This is a genomic window from Streptomyces sp. NBC_00258 (assembly GCF_036182465.1).
In the GTDB taxonomy this organism is placed as follows: Bacteria; Actinomycetota; Actinomycetes; order Streptomycetales; family Streptomycetaceae; genus Streptomyces.
On the sequence record NZ_CP108081.1, the window covers coordinates 1,679,290 to 1,697,270 of the forward strand.

The following is a 17,981-nucleotide window of genomic DNA, read 5'->3' on the forward strand; positions in this document are numbered from 1 at the left end:
CTTCCATGCCGCTCTCGTGCACGTGACCGATGCCGCGGGCCCCGAACTCCACTGCACGGACGCCCTGTTGGCTACCCGGCGCACAATCTCGACGGTCGGCCTCACCGACCTCGACTGGATCGCGGCGGTGCTCGCCGCCCTGGACGAGCGACGTCCGCTGCCGCCGCCCTCCGACCGCCCAGAACGTGTCTGGGAGACCCCCACTCCGACTGAGAGTGCCCGTGCCTCGGCGGGAAGGCGTGAGCGGTCGGTACTCAACCGCCAGTCGTGGTCTCCGACCGGCCGTGCTGGTGATCCGGACGTGGGACGGGTGATGGTGTCCTCAGTGTCTGGGCCAGTTCGCGCCGGGTGGTGACGCCGAGTTTGGCGTAGGCGCGGTGGAGGTGGTTGTCGACCGTGCGCACCGACAGGACCAGCGCCTGGGCGATGTCCTTGCTGGCGTTGCCGAGGGCGGCGAGCAGGGCTATCTCGCGTTCGCGGTCGGTGAGCGGAGCGGTGGACTGGGCGGTGGTCAGCAGTGGTGTGCGGGCGCCTTCGCAGCGGGCCGGGGCCGCCGCGGCCCGGTGGGCGGCGGCTGAGGCGCGGCGGGTCTGGTGTGCCCGGCGCCAGGCGGCCGCGGCTGCGGTGGCCGCCTCGGCGGCGAGCAACTCCGCGCCGACGGCCTGGCACGCGTCGGCGGCCTGGAGGAGCTGGTCGGGGTCGTCGGCTGCCAGCGCGGCCGCCAGTTGGGCCCGGGCCGGGGCGAGTGCCCCGTCGCATCTCTGCGCGAGTGCGGTCAGCCGGTCCGTGACCTCCTTCGCTCCGCCGAGACGGGCCACATCGGTCAGCAGCAGTGCCTCGCCGGTCAGGTGGCCGGTCGAGCGGGCGGCAAGGGCGGCGGCGGTGAGTACGGACCGTGCCCGCCCAGGTGTCCGCGGGCGGCCAACAGCCAGGCTTCGCCCAGGCGTTCCTCCCCTGCCGACAGCAGGCCCGGTGCCAGCGGCGGCAGGGTGCGGTGCTCGGCCAGCGACGCTTCGGCCGCGTCCAGGTCTCCCAGTACGGCCGCACAGGCGGCGAGGCCGCCGAGCACCGGGCGCAGGGCCATGGTGTGGTCGAAGGAACGGGCCAGGGCGGCGGCCTCGGCCCACCAGCGGCGGGCGGTCGCCGGCCTGCCGGCCAGCCACTCCGTACGGCCGAGGAAGACCGCCAGCCAGACCCGTACGACGGAATCGGCGGCGACCAGTTCGGAGTAGGTGCGCTCGCCCTCGCGGCGGGCTTCAGCCGGGAGACCGGCTTCGGTGAGAGCGAGGACGAGCGGGATGCGCTGGACGGCGGGATGGGAGACGAGGGCGTGTTCGTCGACCTTCCGGTGGCCGGCGTGGGCGCGCTCCGCCCAGGTCGCGGCCTCGCCGGTGCGGCCCACCAGTGCCAGCGCGAAGGGCTTCATCCAGGCGCCTCGCAGCCAGACGTCGACGTCGGGAGCGTCACCGACGTCGGTCTCCAGGTCCTCCAGGAGTGTCAGCCCCTGGGCCGGCTGACCGGCGACGATCCGCATGAAGCCCTCATTGATGGTGAGCTTTCGGCGGGCCGCCGGGCTGGTGATCCGGTTCAGGGCCGCGTCGTTGACCGCGAGCGCCTCGCTGAGGGGGGCGTTGCTCCACAGCAGGTTCAGCGTCCGGACCAGAGCGACCGCCAGTTCTTCCAGTTCACCGATGGCGACGGCGTCGGCCTGGGCGATCGCCGCCTCGGCCTGGTCCCAGCGGCCCAACTCGAAGTAGGCATGGCCGAGCATCAAACCGGTGGCCGTGGTGCGGTGCTTCTCGGGCAGGGCCTCCAGGAGAGCGACGATCTGGGGGTAGTCGTGCGCGTGGCGGGACAGTACGGCGGCCTGGGTGAGCAGGGTGGGGTCGGCGGTGCCGGTGGCGGCCAGCCGCCAGGTGGCGATGTGCAGCAGGTCGCCGCGGCGGCGGGCACCGCGGGCCTCGACGCGTGCGGCCTGGTCCAGCAGCAGGGTCCGGCGGCGCAGGACCGGGAGCCCGGCCCGCAGTACCTCCCCGTACAGCGGGTGGGCCAGGGACACGGCGGTGCGCCTCCGGTCCTGCATGATGCGGATCAGTCCGGCCTGTTCCAAGGCGGCCATCACCACCGGCGGGGCGAGGTCTTGGGCATCGGCCAGGGACAGCGGCTCGCACAGCGCCAGCAGTTCCAGAACGGGGCGTCCGGCGGAATCGGCGGTGGCCAGCCTGGTGCCGATCACTTCGGTCAGCCGCGCGGTGGCCGGCAGCCGGCCCTCGGCCAGGTGCCAGATCTCCCCGTCCTCGGTCAGGTCCCCGGCGGTCAGGGCTCCCAGGACCAGTTCACGCAGGTACAGCACGTTGCCGCCGCTGGCAGCCGACAGCTCGTGCAGACTGCGCCGGTCGACCGCTCCGCCGAGCGCGGCCTGGAGCAACTCCTCGATCTGCTCAGGGCTCAGTACGGTCAGGTCGACGCGGTGGACCGCGTCTCCGCCCCGCAGCGCCGTGACGGCCTTCCCGTACGGCTCACCGCTGCGTACGGTGCCGATCAGCAGGAGCACGCCGGTGTCCATCAGTTGCCGCAGCAGCACCGCCGAGGCCGAGTCCAGCAGATGCATGTCATCGACCAGCAGCACCCACCGTCGCCGCCCGGGCCCGGCGGCCAGTCGCTCGGCGACCGCGGCGAACCCGGCCACCGGGTCCGACAGATCCACCCCCGCGGGCAGCAGATGCGCGATCGCTCCCAACGGCACGGCACCCGCCGCGGCACTCGCCGTGGCCCGCCCCACGCGGAAACCCGCCGCCGAGGCCCGGCCCAGACACTCCTCGGCCAGCCGGGACTTGCCCACCCCGGCCGACCCGCCCACCACGAACCCCCGGCACTCCCGGTCCGCCAGCGCCGCGGCGAAGGAATCCAACTCCGCCCCGCGTCCCACCAACGGCCAACGGCCCACCCAGTCCCGCACCACGGCTCCCCCTGGCAGGGCACGGCACGCGAACACCCCCGACGGGCACCCCCGGCCGCACTCCGCCCACTCAGCACGTGCACGATCCGCTTGACGCCAAGTGAGTCTAGGAACGCCCGGCGGAGCGGACCAACCGGCTCTCCGGTACTTCTCCGAGTCGGACGCACGTCGCCGACTCGGCTTGCCTCGCAACCACCACGGAGAGACGCTCACATCCCCCGATTGGCCATGTCAGTTCGGTGTCGGACCTGCCCTCTGCCGTGTGTGGCGATGACCGACGTGTGGTCACCCCGGACAAGCAGGCCCGCGTGACCGAATGTGCCCTCTTGCCCGGGTGATGGTGCTCCATCACTGTCGTTGGGCACCGTCGTTCGTCTGATGACCGCTCACCGTCGGAGATCCCCATGCTGCGGGTGCACTTCACGGCCGACGACATCGCACGCGTGCGTGTCGCCGCTGCCCCCGACCCCTTGTGGGAGATCGTCAACAGTTTCCAGGCGCTGATCAGGGAGGAGAACGGCCTGGCGTTCGGCGAGTGGCGGCGCATCGTGCGGCCGCGGCTGTGTCCGGCGGACGGGCTGCTCGCCGCGTTGCTGCCGCCCCGCGGCTACTTCCCGGACTTCCTCACGCCTGACCTGGGCGGCTCCCTCGGGCTGGAGAGCGCGGTCGACACCGTGCTCGGCACACCCCGGGCCGACCTGCGCGGCGATCTGGCCAGGCTCGCCGCCTCCCCGGCCCGGCCGAGACCGCTGCCGGCCGAGGCCCGTGCCCTCGCCGAGGGCGCCCTTGAGGCCCTGCACCGGCTGGGTGCAGCGCTGCACGGGTACCACCGGCGAGCGCTCTCCGCCTTCTGGCCGCACATCCGCGCGCAGGTGGACGCCGACCGTGCCGTGCGCGCCAGGGCTGTGCTGGGAGGCGGAACCGACGGGCTGCTGGCGAGCCTCCGGCCCGTCCTTCGCTGGCATCCGCCGGTACTTGAGGCCGACTATCCGGTCGACCACGAACTTCGGCTCGGTGGGCGGGGGTTACTGCTGCAACCGTCCTTCTTCTGTTCCCGACGACCCGTGACTCTCGCCGTACCACTCCCCGACCGCACGCCGGTTCTGGTCTATCCGATCCAACACACCCTCGGCTGGGCGCTGTTGCCCGGCGACTCGAACCGGGACACGGGGCTGGGCACGCTGCTCGGCCGAACCCGGGCCGCCATCCTGCAGGACGTCGTGACGGGCCGTACGACCGGTGAACTCGCGGAAAGGATCGGCATTTCCGGGGCGGCGGTGAGCCAGCACACGGCCGTGCTGCGGCAGGCCGGACTGCTGCTGAGCGTGCGCCGCAGCAAGTACGTGCTGCACACGATCACGCCCGCCGGGCTCGTCCTCCTCGACAGTCCGCCACACACGCCGATGGACACCTGACGCCTGACAACTGACAACTGAGGCCGCACGCATGCCCCCTGGCGCCTGCGGCCTGAAGTCCGAGGCCTGAGAGGCGGGTTCCGTTTAAGCCACGGCTTCAACGTGTGGCGACGACTCGGCGGCCGACGACAGCCTGGCACCACGAACGGGGCCACGCCGCCACCGGGTGCCTCGTATGTCGCGTCCTGAACAGGGGGATCAACCGAATGCGCAGAATACGTAGCGTGCACGGAGTGCGTGACAGGCACTCCGTCCTCGGCCTCATCGGTGCCTTGGCTCTGATGCTGGCCGCTGTGTTCACCGCTGGACCGGCCCAGGCGGCTGTCGCCTCGGACGACGGTACGGTCGGCCGGGTCCTGACCGCGCCGCCGGCGCCACAGGACGCGCAGTCGGCGTCGACCCGGTCCCCGGCCGCGAACTCCCCGAGCGTCTCGCCGTCCGCCAGGTCCATCCATGTGGCACCCGGCGCCACCTTCAACTGCCCCAGCGGAAACCTCTGCACGGAGGTCTGGGATCCCACGACGGGCAGCTGGGAGATCTTCTTCCTCTACACCTGCAACCGGTACTACACGTCCTACTGGAACGGCGCCGGCTGGTACTACGACTTCCAGACCGGAGGCGTCACCTCGTACTTCTACGGCCAGAGCGGCAACGTCCTCCACTCCTTCAGGCCCGACTCGGCCCTGCACTCCTACACCTGGACCCCCGTCTGGAGCGTCCGCAACTGCTGAGCGCATGTACGCGATGACGTCCGCCCGGCGCCGCACTCAGGGGAGTGCGGCGCCGGGCGGACGTAGCAGGCACGGCCAGGGGTTGGCGGCCCTGTGTTGTGCGGGAACGCGCGTGGTAGCGTCGGTATACAAATTGTATGCGATGTCTGGGGGTTGCCGTGGCGTCCGGTCGGGAGAAGGCCTACGCGTATCTCAAGGACACGGTGTTGACGGACCCCGAGATGCAGGGGGCCTTCGTGTCGGAGCAGGAGCTCGCCGATCGTATCGGTGTCTCCCGCACCCCCATCCGGGAGGCGCTGCTGCTGCTCGCCGCGGAGGACCTGGTCGAGCTCGTGCCCAAGCGCGGTGCCCGGGTGGCACCTCTGACGGGGCGGGAGGTGCGGGAGCTGATGGAGCTGCGCGGCCTCGTCGAGCGGTACGCGGCCGAGCGGCTCGTCGCGGCCGAGCGGGTGCCCCTCGAGGAACTGCGCTCCCTGCTGGAACAGCAGCGCGCGCTCACCGGCGCCGAGGAGACCCGGGAGTTCATCGCCGTGGACCACCGGTTCCACGCGTCCCTGGTCTCGGCCGTCGGCAACACCCTTCTAGACCGGCACTACGACGGCCTGCGCAGCCGTCAGGTCCGCGCCGGGGTCGTCGCCGTCTTCAACCAGCAGGGACGGCAGAAGGCGGTGCTCGACGAACACGAGGCCATCGTCGACGCTCTCGCCGCCGGTGACGCGCAGGCCGCGTGCGCGGCCATCGACCACCACCTGGAGTCGACCCTCAAGGTGCTCCTCGACGGCTGAGACGGCTGAGACGGCTGTGACGGTGCTGCTCAGGGACCTGCAGGGCCCCGACGGGAGGCGTCCCCCGTTGCCGAGGGACGCTCCTGTGCCCGCCGAGGTCAGGGGTAGGTGATCACGAGCATCGTCACGCCGTCGGGCGAGGTCCAGGGCCCGTGCGGCATGCCCGGAGGACGGCAGGCGTACATGCCCGCGGTGAAGGTGCGCTCCAGCGTCAGGTCGTACAGGGCTCCCTCGACGAGATAGACCTCCTCCCACACGTCGTGCCGGGCCACGCCCGTGGGCGAGGTGTCGGTGCCCGGCGCCCAGCGGACGAGCACGGTGCGCCGGCCGCTCTCGGGGTCCTCGGCCAGGAGGCACTCCTCGACGCCGGGTCCGGCGCCGACCGGGGCGCGCCAGGGCCCGTCGGGGCGGTGGAACTCCAGCTCGGGCCCGCTCATCGCCACACCTCGGGCCGCCGGTTCGCCAGTACGGACGTCTTCTCGCGGACCGCGCCGACCTCCTCGACGTCCAGGTCCGTCACGAGCAGCTCCGGCTCGGCGCCGAGACAGGCCCGTACGGTCCCGTCGGGGCCGACCAGCAGGCTGTGCCCGATGCCGGTCGGCACAGGGCCCGGACCGGTGCCCGGATCGGCCTGGCCGACGGCGGCCACCCAGACCGTGGCGTCCAGCGCGCGGGCCCGCACCAGCAGCTCCCACTGGTCGAGCTTGCCGGGGCCGGCCCCCCAGGAGGCTGCCAGCAGTGTTCCCACCGCCCCGGCGTCGGCGTGAGCCCGGAACAGCTCCGGGAAGCGGACGTCGTAGCAGGTGGCCAGGCCCAGCCGAACGCCGTCCACGTCGATCACGGCGGGGCGGGAGCCCGGGGCGACGGCCTCGGACTCACGGAAGCCGAAGGCGTCGTACAGGTGGATCTTGTCGTACGACTCCTCGACGCCGGGGCCGGTGGCCAGCAGGGTGTTGGTCACCCGCCCCTCGTCGGCCGGGGTGAACATGCCGGCCACGACGACCGTGCCGGTCGCCCGGGCGATCTCGCGGACCCCGTCGGCCCACGGCCCGTCGAGCGGCTGGGCGAGCGGGGCCAGTGGCGTGCCGAAGCAGGCCATCGACGCCTCCGGGAAGACGACGGCGCGGGCTCCGGCGTCCGCGGCGCGACGCGTCCACTCCTCGACGAAGCGCAGGTTCTTGTCGGGGTCGGGGCCGGTGGTGAGCTGGCCGATGGCGATCCGCACTGCGGGGCCTCCTTGTCCGGGGCGAGTCTGGACGGGGTTGTGTGGCTGTGGTCAGCGGGGCAGGGGGACGTCCGCCGCGGCCGGGGTCTTCGGCGCGGCGAGCTCCGCGTCCTCGTCGACGGCGGCCTCGGGGTTGCGGCCCAGCAGGACGCCCACCAGGGAGACCGCGCAGGCGAGAGCAATGTAGACGGCCAGCGGCACCCAGCTGTCGTAGGCGCTCAGCAGGGTGGTGAACAGCAGCGGGGCGATGGCGCCGCCGATGATCCCGGCCAGGGTGTAGGCCAGCGAGGAGCCGGTGTAGCGCAGCCGGGGCGAGAACTGCTCCGCGATGAAGGCGGCCTGCGGTCCGTAGAGACAGCAGTGGATGACCAGGGCGACAAGGACTCCGGCGGCGAGCGGCAGCCAGGAACCGCCGGCGGCCATCGGGAAGAACACGAACGGCCAGACCGCGGCGGCCACCGCTGCGACGCCGTACAGCAGGCGGCGGTTGACGCGGTCGGAGAGCGCGCCGGCCAGCGGCATCAGGAAGACCTGGACCGAGGAGCCGATGAGGACGGCCGCGAGGGCCGAGCCGCGCGACATGTCGAGTTCCTGGGTGGCGTAGGTCAGCACGAAGACGGTGAACATGGCGTACAGCACGTCGGGGCCGACCCGGCACAGGATGGCGGCGGTCAGGGCGCGGGGCTGGGTGGTGAAGACCTCGCGGATGGGGGCCTCGGGCCGGGACTGCTCGGCCTCCATCGCCTTGAAGACCGGGGTCTCCTCCAGCTTGGCCCGGATCCACAGCCCGAAGGCGACCAGTACGCCGGACAGCAGGAAGGCCACACGCCAGCCCCACGACTCGAACTGCGCCTCGGTCAGCAGTGCGCCGAGGGCGGCGAGCACACCGTTGGCGAGCAGGTTGCCCGCGGGCGGACCGACCTGTGCGGCGGAGGCGTAGAAGCCCCGGCGGCGCGGGTCGCCGAACTCACTGGACAGCAGTACGGCGCCACCCCACTCGCCGCCGACGCCGACGCCCTGGGCGAAGCGCAGCACGACCAGGGCGATCGGCGCGGCCACACCGATCGTTCCGTAGGCGGGCAGCAGGCCGATCAGGAAGGTGGCCACGCCGATCAGGACAAGCGTGGCGATCAGCACCTTCTTGCGGCCGATCACGTCACCGAGGCGGCCGAAGACGAATCCGCCGAGGGGACGGGAGACGTAGCCGACCGCGTAGGTGGAGAACGCCAGAAGCGTGCCGGTGAGCGGGTCCTCCGACGGGAAGAACAGATCACCGAAGACCAGGGCGGCCGCGGCGGAGTAGACGGCGAAGTCGTACCACTCCAGGGCGGTGCCGGTGAGGCTCGCGACGAAGGCGCGGCGGACGCCGGAGCGCTTCTCCGCGGCCCCGGCGTCGCTCTTCGGGGTGTCGTGCATGGTGCCCATCCTTGCTCGGGGACATCGACCTTCCGGCATACTTCTTGTATACAGGTCGTATGCGCAAGCCCTGCGCCGGAAGTTAACCGCGGAGAAATCAGGATCCGCGGACCGTTCCCCGATCCCTGGGAGTGCCCTCATGGCCGTGCTGACCTTCGAACTGCCCGACGGATCGACGCGCGAGGTCGATGTAGTCCAGGTCCTCAACGCCGGGTACGCCGGGCGCAGCCAGGACGATGTCGCCGCGCACGTCGCGGAGCTCGCCGAGCTGGGCGTGCCGGGGCCGTCCGTGACGCCGGCGCTCTACCCCGTCTCCCCGTACCTCGCCCAGCAGACCGGGCGCGTCGCGGTCCAGCACGGCCGCACCTCCGGCGAGGCGGAGTGGGCGCTGGTCGTCGCGGAGGGCGGGGAGCTGCTGCTGACCGCCGCCTGCGACCACACCGACCGCGATCTGGAGGTGCACGGGGTGGCGTGGAGCAAGAACGCCGGCCCCGACGTCCTCGCCCGCCGCGCCTGGCGCCTGGCCGACGTGGAGTCCCGCATCGACGAGCTCACTCTGCGCGCCTGGGTCAGCCACGACGGCATGGAGACCGAGATCCAGGCCGGGACGCTCGCCGAGCTCCTCACGCCTGGCTACTGGGTCGACGTCCTGCGGTCCCGCGGCGAGCTGACCCCCGGGACCGTTCTGATCTCCGGCACCATCCCCATGGCTCCCGGCGTCGACCAGTTCGCCGACGGCTGGCGCGTCGAACTGGCCGATCCGGCCGGCGGCGACGCCATCAGCCTCGCCTACGACGTCCGGCCCATGCCGGAGCCCATCGGCTGACCCGGCCGAGCTCGGCTCGGGCGCGACGGCAGGACGACGCCGTTCTGCGGCACCGCTCCGGCTACTCGTCGTTCACCCAGCGCATGAGCCGTTGCAGCGGATAGAAGCCGTCGTGGGAGAGGCCGGGTGGCATGCCGCCTGCCCTCCCGAGTGACACCACGCGCTGCACACCCGCGCAGGCGAGGGCGTCGCGCAGTTCCGCCTTGCGGGTGTCGGGGTACACGCCGACCGTCTGGGTGGCGACCCCGGCGTGCGCGACGGCGTCGGTGAGCGCGGCGACCGGGACGACGTTGACGATCTTTCCGTCCGGGTGGAAGTCGACCGGTTCCGGGGAGCGGATGACGAGGCCTCGGCCGTCGTACGCGCCCCACACCCGGTACTCGGGGGCGAGGGACCGCAGTACGTCGATCTCCTCACGGAGTTCCCCGGCGACGCGTGGGCCGTCGGCCGAGCTGAACTCCCGGGCGACGCCGAGGCGTTCGCAGAGCAGCGCGGCGTAGCGGTCGGCGTCCTGCTCGGAGCCCTCGACGAACTGGAAGCGACTGGCCACGCACGCCTGCTGGTTGAAGAACGTGGCGTCCGAGGCGGCCGCCTCGACTGCCTGTCGCAGAGTGTCCTCGGAGGCGAACGCCTCACGGCCGACCACCGAGATGGAGGTCTTGGGATCGAAGGAGACGAGCTCGAAGCCGGGGCCGACGTACTTCAGGGCTCCGCGGATCGTGGACTCACCGCCCCAGGCGACCAGCTTGTCGAAGAACTGCGGGCGGAACAGCACGCTCTCCACCGTCTCGTCGCCGCCCCTCCAGTACACCGCGGAGAACGAGCGCACCACGGGGTGGCCGGGTGCCACGGAGGCCATCGTGCGCAGGATCGCGGTCGCGGTGAACAGGTCGTTCGAGGGCAGCTTCAGGAGGTTGACGCCCTTGGTGAGGGCGCCGCGTACGACGGACATGGCCGCCACGCCGGGCGCGTTGCCCGCGATGATGTGCACCAGGCGGGGCGGGAACGCGCGCGTGGCGGCGATCCGGCCCTCGGGCAGCCGCACCTCGCGCCAGCCGTCGAGCACGTCCGCTCCGCCGAGTTCGTGGTCGATCTGGGCGTGCAGGTTGATCCGCTGGAAGCTGCGCCACAGCACGGCGTAGGCGCGTTCGAGCACCTCGGCGGGGAGCGGGCTGACCCGGACCATGCGATCCAGTGCTTCGGCGAGCAGCCCTTCCCGGTCTGCCTTGAGTGCCTCACCGGTCTCCACGAGAAGGTCGACGATCTCCCCGCTGGGCACGTCGAAGGCGGGTCCGGGTTCGGTGCGGGGCCACACGAGGCGGTCCAGGTCGAGTGCCGGTGTCGTGAAGGCCGAGTCTCCGCGGCCGTGGCCGACGGGCGGGGCCTGGTCGACCTCGCCCCGCACGACGTGCACCACCTCCGTCCGGACCGAGGGCTCGCCCGGCAGCGTCGTACCGCTCATCCGTGGATCATTCCCCTCACATAGGAGTCGAGTGTCGCCGCGCAGGTGATCTTGTCGTCGCCGCCGAGGTCTCCGTAGCGCTGGATGTCCGGCAGGACGGCCGGGCCCGATCGGCCGCAGTCGCACGGTGAGAAGTCGACGTAGACACGGTCGCCGCTGATCAGTCCGCCCCAGCGGCCTTCCAGGGAGACGTCCAGGAAGGCGAACCGCCCTTCCACGACGCCTTGTTCGGGGTTCAGCAGCTTTTCCCCGGCCTCGTCGAGCACCAGCGGGATCACCCACGGCGGCACGTGGTAGTTGCCCTTCTCGCAGGCGAGGCAGGAGCCCTGAAGCTCCGTCATGCCGTAGCTGCGTACCCGCCGTACGCCCTGGTAGAAGGCGGCGAACTGCTGCTGGTAGTCGTCGGGCAGCGCACGGCCCTTGTTGCCGCCGCCGCTGAGCACCAGTGTGTCCGGGTGGAGGCCGCCCTCGGGTATGCCCCGGGCGCGCAGGGCCTGGATCAGGGTGAACTGCTGGTTGTTCATCCCGGCGATCAGCAGCGGTTCGTCGCGGTGGGCGGCGATGTCGTCGACGATCCGGGCCATGGCCGCACCCAGTTCCTCTTCGCGTGAGCCGGAAGCGGACTCGAAGGAGCTGATCTCCTGCGGCGTCGCGACGCCCTCCGCCATCCGCCGGCGCAGCAGCGCACTGCTCATCAGCTCGGACACCCGCATCGGGTCCTCGGTCAGCAACCGGGTCTCGCCGGGCAGGGCGAAGACGTCCGCATGCCATCGGAAGCCGTCGATGGAGCGCATCGGTCCGCTCGCCGGAGCGAGCAGATAGCCCCGGCGGACGGGATCCGGTGGCAGGGGGTCGGGCCAGCAGGTGAGGTTCTCCAGGATGTCGTGCAGGAACCGGAGGTCGGTGCCGTCGCAGTTGAGGAAGGAGACCTTCCCGGACGTGCCGCTGGTGATGTAGGGGCGGTGGCCGGCGGCGGTGATGCGTTCGGTCCACTCGTCGATGTCGCGTACGCCGTCGACGTCGACCTCGTCCGGTTCGACCACCGACACGGTCGAGTACCAGCGCAGGAGCCGGTCCCAGCGGCCGGCGGTGATGAGGGAGACGGGGTACGACTTGTAGCTGGTGTGCGAGAAGAGGAGGGGCACGAGGTCGTCGAGGCCGGTGATCTCCCGCACGCCGGTCTCCTCCGCCCGGGTGCGCAGCAGCGGGATGCGCTCGCGATGGGACGCGAAAGCCTCCCGCGCTGCCTCCAGTTGCAGCTCCGCCATGTCTTCGGCGGGTTGGTCGAAGGGGTCGCCGGACCGGACCAGGGATCGGATCTGCTCGCGTGCGCTTGCCACAGCACCTACCTCAATCGGTTGTCACAGTTGTCCTGTGCGCGAGGTAGGACGACTCGATCTCGTCCAGGTTCGCGCGCAGTTCCTTCGGGGTCCCGGTCATGACGATCCGGCCGCGGCGCAGCACGTACACGCGGTCGGCGATGTCCAGCACCTTGCGCACGTGCTGTTCGACCAGCAGTGCGCCCAGCCCGCGGTCGGCCGCCTCGCGCACGGCGCGCAGGAGGCGGTCGACCACGAGCGGGGCGAGACCGAGCGAGAGCTCGTCGGCGAGGAGCAGCTTGGGCGTGCGGCACAGGGCCCGCGCGAGCGAGAGCATCTGCTGCTCTCCGCCCGACAGCATTCCGGCACCGGTCCTGAGCCGCTTCTCCAACTCGGGGAAGAGCGCGAGGGCCTGGTCCGTCGTCACCCGACCCACGCGCAGGTTGTCGGCGGTGTCGAGCCGGGTGAAGACCGCCCGCTCACCGACGTAGGCCAGCCCCTGGCGGGCGCGGCGGTGCAGTGGCGTGTGGCCGGTGCCACCCAGCCAGTGCACCTCGCCGCTCATCGGGGCCAGTTCTCCCGACAGCACCCGCAGGGTCGTGCTCTTGCCCGCGCCATTGGGCCCGAGCAGAGCGACGACCTCACCGGGGCGGACCTCCAGGTCGAGGTCGCGCAGTACGGGCACGGTGCCGTAGCCGGCGGACAGTGCGCGGGCTTCGATCAAGGGCTGTCCGGTGTCGTGCACGGACGTTCTCCTTCCTCGGACTCCAGGGCTCTCGTGCGCCGGACGTCAGCCGGCCGAGCCGCCCGTCAGCACCTTGCGGACGTCGATGAAGGTCGACCCCGACTTGGCCCACTCGATCTTTCCGTCGCGCATGGTCAGTTCGGTGGCGGTGGTGTTGTGGATACGGTTCAGACCCTTGATCGGCAGGGCCGTCGACTCCGCCCAGGTCAGCGGTGGGGTCAGACCGCCCGTGTCGATGCCCTTCGTGGTGTTGAGCTCCTCGACCAGGGCCTTGGACGAGATCGTCGGCAGCTTCTTGGCGGCTTCGGTGAAGACCTTGAACGCCACCCAGGCCGTCGCGTTGGCGCCGTTCGACGTGTCGAGGCCGTCGCCCTTGGTGGCTTCGACGAAGTCCTTCCAGGCGGCGTCGGAGGTCGGCGGGTAGTAGCCGGTGATGGCGGCGCCGTTCAGCGGGCTGCTGCCGCCGCCGGTGCTCTCGGCGAGTTCCGGGGTGAGGTTGCCGACGACGCTGCCCAGTTCGGTCTTGGCTCCGGACTGCACGTACGACTTCACGAACAGGTCCGAGTGCGTGCCCAGGATGACGCTCACACAGTCGGATCCCTTGGTCGCCGCGGCGACCTGCGGGGCGAGGTCTGTGGCGGTGAGCGGCACCTTGAGGTCCTTGGGCGGCGCCCCTCCGGCGGCGGTCACGCCGAGCGCGAGGAACTTCGAGACGGTGTCGGCGGCGGCCACGTCGTACCGGACGCCGGAGATCTTCTTGCAGCCCTCGTCCACCAGTTGCTTGCCGTGTGCGGCGAACACCACGGGGGTGCCGCCGTTCACCGGGAACGACATCGGGCTGGAGAACTCGGCCGCCGAGACGCCCGTCCCGCCGAGGTAGGGGATGCCGGCCTTCTCCAGGATCGGCATGTAGCGGTCTCCGGCGAGGCTGTACGAGCCGACGACCGCTACCACCTTCTCGGCGACCGCCTTCTGGGCGCAGTTCTCGGCCTCGTCGGCGTCGTTCTTCTCGTTGCAGGTGAGCACCTTCAGCGGGCCCCCCTTGATCCCGCCGTTGTCGTTGATCCACTTCTCGTAGGCCTGGGCCGTCTGCCGGACACCGGGCTGGGCGCTGCCCTGGGTGTTCTCCGGTGCCCAGACCATCACCTTGACCGTCGCGCCCTTCAGCGAGGACGTGTCGGTCGAGCTGCTGGAGGCCTCTCCCCCACATCCGGCGGCCAGTAGGGCTCCGGTCACGGCGAGACAGCTCGCTGTGGCACTTCTGCGTCGTCGTGAGTCGTTCATGGGTCCCTCCGCGGGGCTCGCGCCCGTCATGGGCGTCGTCGAGATGCCGACAGCATGGAGGGTGGCGTTTGTTTAGTGAAGTACTCTCGGCACAATTATTTAAATAAATACGCTGTCTGGTCTTGCCGGGTGATCCGGCGTTCGCTACTCATGGAGCTCTGAGAAGTAGGCCCTGGGAGGTTCTTCACGTGGACGACATCCTGCGTTTCGCACTGCTCGGCCTGGGGCTCGGTGCGCTCTACGCGCTCACCGCGCACGGCATCGTGCTGGTCTACCGGGGCTCCGGCGTCCTGAACTTCGCGCACGGCGCGATCGGCATGGCCGGCGCCTACGTGCAGTGGGAACTGGCCGTCAACCACGGCGTGCCGTACTGGCCCGCAGTCGCGTGCGGGGTCCTCGGTTCCACGGTGCTGGGGGTGCTCACCCATCTGCTGGTGATCCGGCCGCTGCGCAGGGCGTCCTCGCTGGCACGCCTGGTCGGCACCCTGGCGGTGTTCATCGTGCTCACCGCCGTCGCGGTCAAACGCTACGGCGACAGTGTGCAGCTGGTGCCGGCCAAGCTGCCGTCCGGGCTGGTGGAGATAGCAGGCGCGACGGTCTCCGAGGACCGGATCTGGCTGCTCGGCATCGCCGTCGTCGTCACCGCGGCCCTGCATGCCCTCTACAAGCGCACCCTGTTCGGCCTGGGCACGACCGCGGTCGCGGAGAACCAGGGCGTGGCCGCCTCGCTCGGCTGGTCCGCGGACCTGATCGCCGCCGCCAACTGGGGACTCGGCTCGGCTCTCGCGGGTCTGACAGGCATCCTGATCGTCCCGGTGATCGGCCTGTCGGTGACCGGCCTGACCACCCTGCTGCTGAGCGCGCTGGCCGCCGCGCTGGTCGGCAGGTTCTCGTCGTTCCCCGTCACGCTGGCGGGCGGCCTGGTCATCGGGGTCGTGCAGTCCGAACTGACCCGCTTCGGCTCCGACGTCACGGGGCTCGCCGCGTCGGTGCCCTTCCTCGTCATCGCCCTCATGCTGGTCGCCCGCGGCCGGGCCCTGCCGCTGCGCGGCACGTTCCTGGAGCGGCTGCCGGCCCTGGGCACCGGAAGAGTGCGCCCGGTGCCGCTGGCGCTCGCCTTCGTTACCGGGCTGCTGCTGATCGGTCTGTCCTCGCCGCTGTGGGCCGACGCGATCACCAACACCCTGGTGCTCTCGCTGATCATCCTGTCGATCATCGTGGTCACCGGGTACGCGGGACAGGTCTCCCTCGCCGCGTACGCCCTCGCCGGGACCGGCGCCTTCATCGCCGGGCACGCGGCGGCCGACTGGGGCTGGCCCTTCGAACTCGCCCTGCTCGCAGGCGTGTTGGGCACGGTGCCGATCGGCCTGCTCTTCGCCCTTCCTGCCGTCCGCACTCGCGGGGTCAACCTCGCGATCATCACGCTCGGACTCGGCACCACGCTGGAGACCATGGTCTTCCAGAACACCGACCTGTCCACGACACCGGGCAGCGACGGCATCGCGGTGGGCAAACAGACACTCTTCGGGATGAGCATCTCCGGCGTCGACCATCCGCAGCGGTACGCGGCTGTCGTGCTGGTGATGTTCGTGGCCGCCGCCCTCGTGGTCGCCAACGTGCGGCGCAGCAGAACAGGCCGCCGGCTCATCGCGGTGCGGGCGAACGAGCGGGCCGCGGCGGCGCTCGGCATCGACGTCCGCGCGGCCAAGCTCTACGCTTTTGGGCTGTCCGCGGCCATCGCCGCGCTCGCCGGAGTGCTCACCGGCTTCCGCTCGACCTCGGTGGTCTTCGCCGACTTCGCGAGCTTCGACTCCATCACCGCACTCGGCCTCGCGGTCATCGGAGGCGTCGGCTTCCTCGTCGGACCGCTCTTCGCCGCCACCTTCGCCGCGGGCACGGTCGGCGCCCGCTTCGGAGACCTGGTGCTGCCCGGGCTCAGCGAGTGGATGCCGCTGATCGGCGGGATCATCCTGGTGCTGACCTTGGTGGGCAACCAGGACGGCATCGGACGGGAGGTCGGCAGGCAGGCGGCGGCAGCCGAGCACAGACTGCTCCGGAAGCGGGGCGCGAAGCACACCGGTGTCGCACAGAACTCGGCAGCGGGCTCGGCAGAGGACTACGGGCCGGACGCACCGGACGTACGCCCCGCGGCCCCTTCGCAGGCCACGCACCGCGCCCCCGGACTCCCCCTGCACGTGCGCGACCTGACCGTGCGGTACGGCGGGGTCGTCGCCGTGGACGGCCTCTCCTTCGACATCGAGCCCGGCCGGGTCGTCGGTCTCATCGGTCCCAACGGCGCCGGCAAGACCTCCGCCATCGACGCCGTCACCGGCTTCACCCGGGCGGCGTCCGGCAGCGTCCGCCTCGGTGACCGGGACGTGACCCGCCTGCCGGTGCACCGACGGGCCGGCGCCGGGCTGAGCCGGTCCTTCCAGTCGCTGGAGCTGTTCGAGGACATGAGCGTCCTGGACAACCTGTACGCCGCCTGCGACCGTCCCGGCCCGTGGGCGTACCTCAAGGACCTGGTGCGCCCCGGGAGCCGCCCGCTGCCCGCCCATGTACTCGTCGCCGTAAGGGAGTTCGGGCTGGAGGACGCCCTCCACCGGCCGGTGGGCGATCTGTCGTACGGCGAGCGGCGGCTGCTGGCCATCGCCCGCGCGGTGGCGACCTCGCCGTCCGTCCTGCTGCTCGACGAACCGGCCGCGGGGCTGTCGGACGACGAGTCCCGGGAGCTGGCCCAGCTGGTCCGGCGGCTCGCCGAGGACTGGGGCATGGGTGTGCTGCTCGTGGAGCACGACGTCGACATGGTCATGAGCGTCTGCGACGAGGTCGTCGTCCTCGACTTCGGCCGCCGGATCTGCGTCGGCACACCGGAGGAGGTGCGCGGCGATCCTGCGGTCCGGGCGGCCTACCTCGGGGAACTGGAGCCGGAGGCACTGGCCTGAAAAGGGCGCACGGTCGCCCCGGAGACGCGCGCCCGGGGCGGCGCGTCTCCGGGGCGACCGTGTCACCTCACGCGTCCCGCAGGTCCGCGACGTAGGGCTGGTGGGCCAGCAGGCCGCCGTCCACGCGCAGGGTGTGCCCGGTGATGAAAGCGGACTCGTCGGAGGCGAGGAAGACGACCGCCGACGCGACGTCCTCCGGCTCGCCCAGACGCGGCGTGAGGTGATGACGGAGCATCGCCTCACGGATCGCGCCGTGCGCCGAGCCGGAGCTGGCCGGCGTGACGATGAAGCCCGGCGCGATGGCGTTGCAGCGCACGCCCTGCTTGCCGTACTGGGTGGCGACGTACTGCGTGAGGTTGATGAGCGCCGCCTTCGAGGCGCCGTACGCGGGATTGCGCAGGTCGCCCGAGAGCCCGGCCCCGGACGAGGTGTTGATGACCGAGCCGCCGCCGCGCGCGATCATGTGCGGGACCGCGGCCTGGATGGCGACCATCGTCCCGCGGAGGTTGATGCGCATGGTGTCGTCCCAGACCGCGGGGTCGGCCTCCACGACGGCGAGGTCCTTGCGGGCGGCCAGGTGGGTGGCCGCCGCGTTGTTGTGCAGGACGTCGAGTCCGCCGTACGTCCGAACCGCCGCGTCCACCATGGCCCGTACGCTCTCGATGTCGCCGAGGTCGACCGGGACCGCGGTCGCGGAACCTCCGGCGGCACGGATCTCCTCGGTGACCGCCTCGGCGCCGTCCAGGTTCAGATCGGCCACGACCGTGTGCGCGCCCTCCGCCGCCACGCGGCGGGCGGTGGCGGCGCCGATGCCGGACGCGGCTCCGGTGACAATCGCGATCTTGTCGTCCAGTCGTCCCATGACCGAA

15 protein-coding genes are annotated in these 17,981 nt (G+C 71.5%); 5 read left to right on the top strand and 10 right to left on the bottom strand.

What is annotated here, in order from left to right:
* Nucleotides 1-254 precede the first annotated feature (254 nt).
* Nucleotides 255-818: a helix-turn-helix transcriptional regulator gene (locus OG718_RS07875; RefSeq protein WP_328843731.1), complete on the bottom strand. Its 564-nt coding sequence runs from the start codon at nt 816-818 to the stop codon at nt 255-257.
* Nucleotides 819-844: 26 nt separating this feature from the next.
* Nucleotides 845-2,959 carry an AAA family ATPase gene (locus OG718_RS07880; RefSeq protein WP_328843732.1) on the bottom strand — a complete coding sequence of 705 codons (2,115 nt, stop codon included), beginning with the start codon at nt 2,957-2,959 and terminating at the stop codon, nt 845-847.
* A gap of 404 nt (nt 2,960-3,363) precedes the next feature.
* Between OG718_RS07880 and OG718_RS07885 the strand changes: the two genes are divergently transcribed.
* From OG718_RS07885 to OG718_RS07895, 3 genes are all read left to right on the top strand, one after another.
* The gene (locus tag OG718_RS07885; protein WP_328843733.1) at nt 3,364-4,374 is read left to right on the top strand and encodes an ArsR/SmtB family transcription factor; all 1,011 of its coding nucleotides are present in this window, start codon (nt 3,364-3,366) and stop codon (nt 4,372-4,374) included.
* Nucleotides 4,375-4,607: 233 nt separating this feature from the next.
* Entirely contained in the window at nt 4,608-5,105 is a 498-nt protein-coding gene (locus tag OG718_RS07890; protein ID WP_328843734.1) for a hypothetical protein, read from the top strand.
* 158 nt (nt 5,106-5,263) lie between these two features.
* On the top strand, nt 5,264-5,890 hold the full coding sequence (locus tag OG718_RS07895; protein ID WP_143641811.1) for a GntR family transcriptional regulator: 627 nt from the start codon (nt 5,264-5,266) through the stop codon (nt 5,888-5,890).
* A gap of 98 nt (nt 5,891-5,988) precedes the next feature.
* Here OG718_RS07895 and OG718_RS07900 read toward each other — a convergent pair whose 3' ends face one another.
* Genes OG718_RS07900 through OG718_RS07910 form a run of 3 tightly spaced genes read right to left on the bottom strand, consistent with a single transcriptional unit; the run spans nt 5,989 to nt 8,531 of the window.
* Nucleotides 5,989-6,327, bottom strand: a complete 339-nt coding sequence (locus OG718_RS07900; RefSeq protein WP_328843735.1) for a cupin domain-containing protein — start codon at nt 6,325-6,327, stop codon at nt 5,989-5,991.
* On the bottom strand, nt 6,324-7,115 hold the full coding sequence (locus tag OG718_RS07905; protein ID WP_328843736.1) for a carbon-nitrogen hydrolase family protein: 792 nt from the start codon (nt 7,113-7,115) through the stop codon (nt 6,324-6,326). The genes OG718_RS07900 and OG718_RS07905 overlap by 4 nt, the downstream gene beginning before the upstream one ends.
* A 51-nt stretch (nt 7,116-7,166) precedes the next feature.
* Nucleotides 7,167-8,531 (bottom strand): MFS transporter, encoded by a 1,365-nt coding sequence (locus OG718_RS07910; protein WP_143641738.1) that lies wholly within the window; start codon nt 8,529-8,531, stop codon nt 7,167-7,169.
* Between the two features lie 139 nt (nt 8,532-8,670).
* Here OG718_RS07910 and OG718_RS07915 point away from each other — a divergent pair, with 139 nt between their 5' ends.
* On the top strand, nt 8,671-9,357 hold the full coding sequence (locus OG718_RS07915) for a DUF2848 domain-containing protein (RefSeq protein ID WP_143641737.1): 687 nt from the start codon (nt 8,671-8,673) through the stop codon (nt 9,355-9,357).
* A 61-nt stretch (nt 9,358-9,418) separates the two neighbouring features.
* On the opposite strand, the gene OG718_RS07920 is transcribed toward OG718_RS07915, so the two are convergent.
* The 4 genes from OG718_RS07920 to OG718_RS07935 are packed head-to-tail and all read right to left on the bottom strand — an operon-like array spanning nt 9,419 to nt 14,167.
* Entirely contained in the window at nt 9,419-10,819 is a 1,401-nt protein-coding gene (locus tag OG718_RS07920) for an acyl-CoA reductase (RefSeq protein ID WP_328843737.1), read from the bottom strand.
* A complete protein-coding gene (locus OG718_RS07925) occupies nt 10,816-12,159 on the bottom strand; it encodes a hypothetical protein (RefSeq protein WP_328843738.1) in 1,344 nt (447 codons plus the stop codon). Before OG718_RS07925 ends, OG718_RS07920 begins: the two co-directional genes overlap by 4 nt.
* A gap of 10 nt (nt 12,160-12,169) precedes the next feature.
* A complete protein-coding gene (locus OG718_RS07930) occupies nt 12,170-12,883 on the bottom strand; it encodes an ABC transporter ATP-binding protein (RefSeq protein ID WP_143641734.1) in 714 nt (237 codons plus the stop codon).
* 45 nt (nt 12,884-12,928) lie between these two features.
* Nucleotides 12,929-14,167, bottom strand: coding sequence for an ABC transporter substrate-binding protein (locus OG718_RS07935; RefSeq protein ID WP_328843739.1), 1,239 nt, complete (start codon nt 14,165-14,167; stop codon nt 12,929-12,931).
* Nucleotides 14,168-14,355: 188 nt separating this feature from the next.
* On the opposite strand from OG718_RS07935, the gene OG718_RS07940 reads away from it, so the two are divergent.
* A complete protein-coding gene (locus tag OG718_RS07940) occupies nt 14,356-17,112 on the top strand; it encodes a branched-chain amino acid ABC transporter permease/ATP-binding protein (protein ID WP_328843740.1) in 2,757 nt (918 codons plus the stop codon).
* Between the two features lie 67 nt (nt 17,113-17,179).
* Here the strand turns inward: OG718_RS07940 and OG718_RS07945 are convergent, their stop codons facing one another.
* Nucleotides 17,180-17,974: an SDR family NAD(P)-dependent oxidoreductase gene (locus tag OG718_RS07945; RefSeq protein WP_143641731.1), complete on the bottom strand. Its 795-nt coding sequence runs from the start codon at nt 17,972-17,974 to the stop codon at nt 17,180-17,182.
* Between the last annotated feature and the right edge of the window lie 7 nt (nt 17,975-17,981).

What these genes read in the sequence shown, in the direction of transcription:
- OG718_RS07885 (WP_328843733.1), top strand. Translation starts at nt 3,364, where the DNA reads ATGCTGCGGGTGCACTTCACGGCCGACGACATCGCACGCGTGCGTGTC.
- OG718_RS07900 (WP_328843735.1), bottom strand. Translation starts at nt 6,327, where the DNA reads ATGAGCGGGCCCGAGCTGGAGTTCCACCGCCCCGACGGGCCCTGGCGC.
- OG718_RS07910 (WP_143641738.1), bottom strand. Translation starts at nt 8,531, where the DNA reads ATGCACGACACCCCGAAGAGCGACGCCGGGGCCGCGGAGAAGCGCTCC.
- OG718_RS07915 (WP_143641737.1), top strand. Translation starts at nt 8,671, where the DNA reads ATGGCCGTGCTGACCTTCGAACTGCCCGACGGATCGACGCGCGAGGTC.
- OG718_RS07920 (WP_328843737.1), bottom strand. Translation starts at nt 10,819, where the DNA reads ATGAGCGGTACGACGCTGCCGGGCGAGCCCTCGGTCCGGACGGAGGTG.
- OG718_RS07935 (WP_328843739.1), bottom strand. Translation starts at nt 14,167, where the DNA reads ATGAACGACTCACGACGACGCAGAAGTGCCACAGCGAGCTGTCTCGCC.
- OG718_RS07945 (WP_143641731.1), bottom strand. Translation starts at nt 17,974, where the DNA reads ATGGGACGACTGGACGACAAGATCGCGATTGTCACCGGAGCCGCGTCC.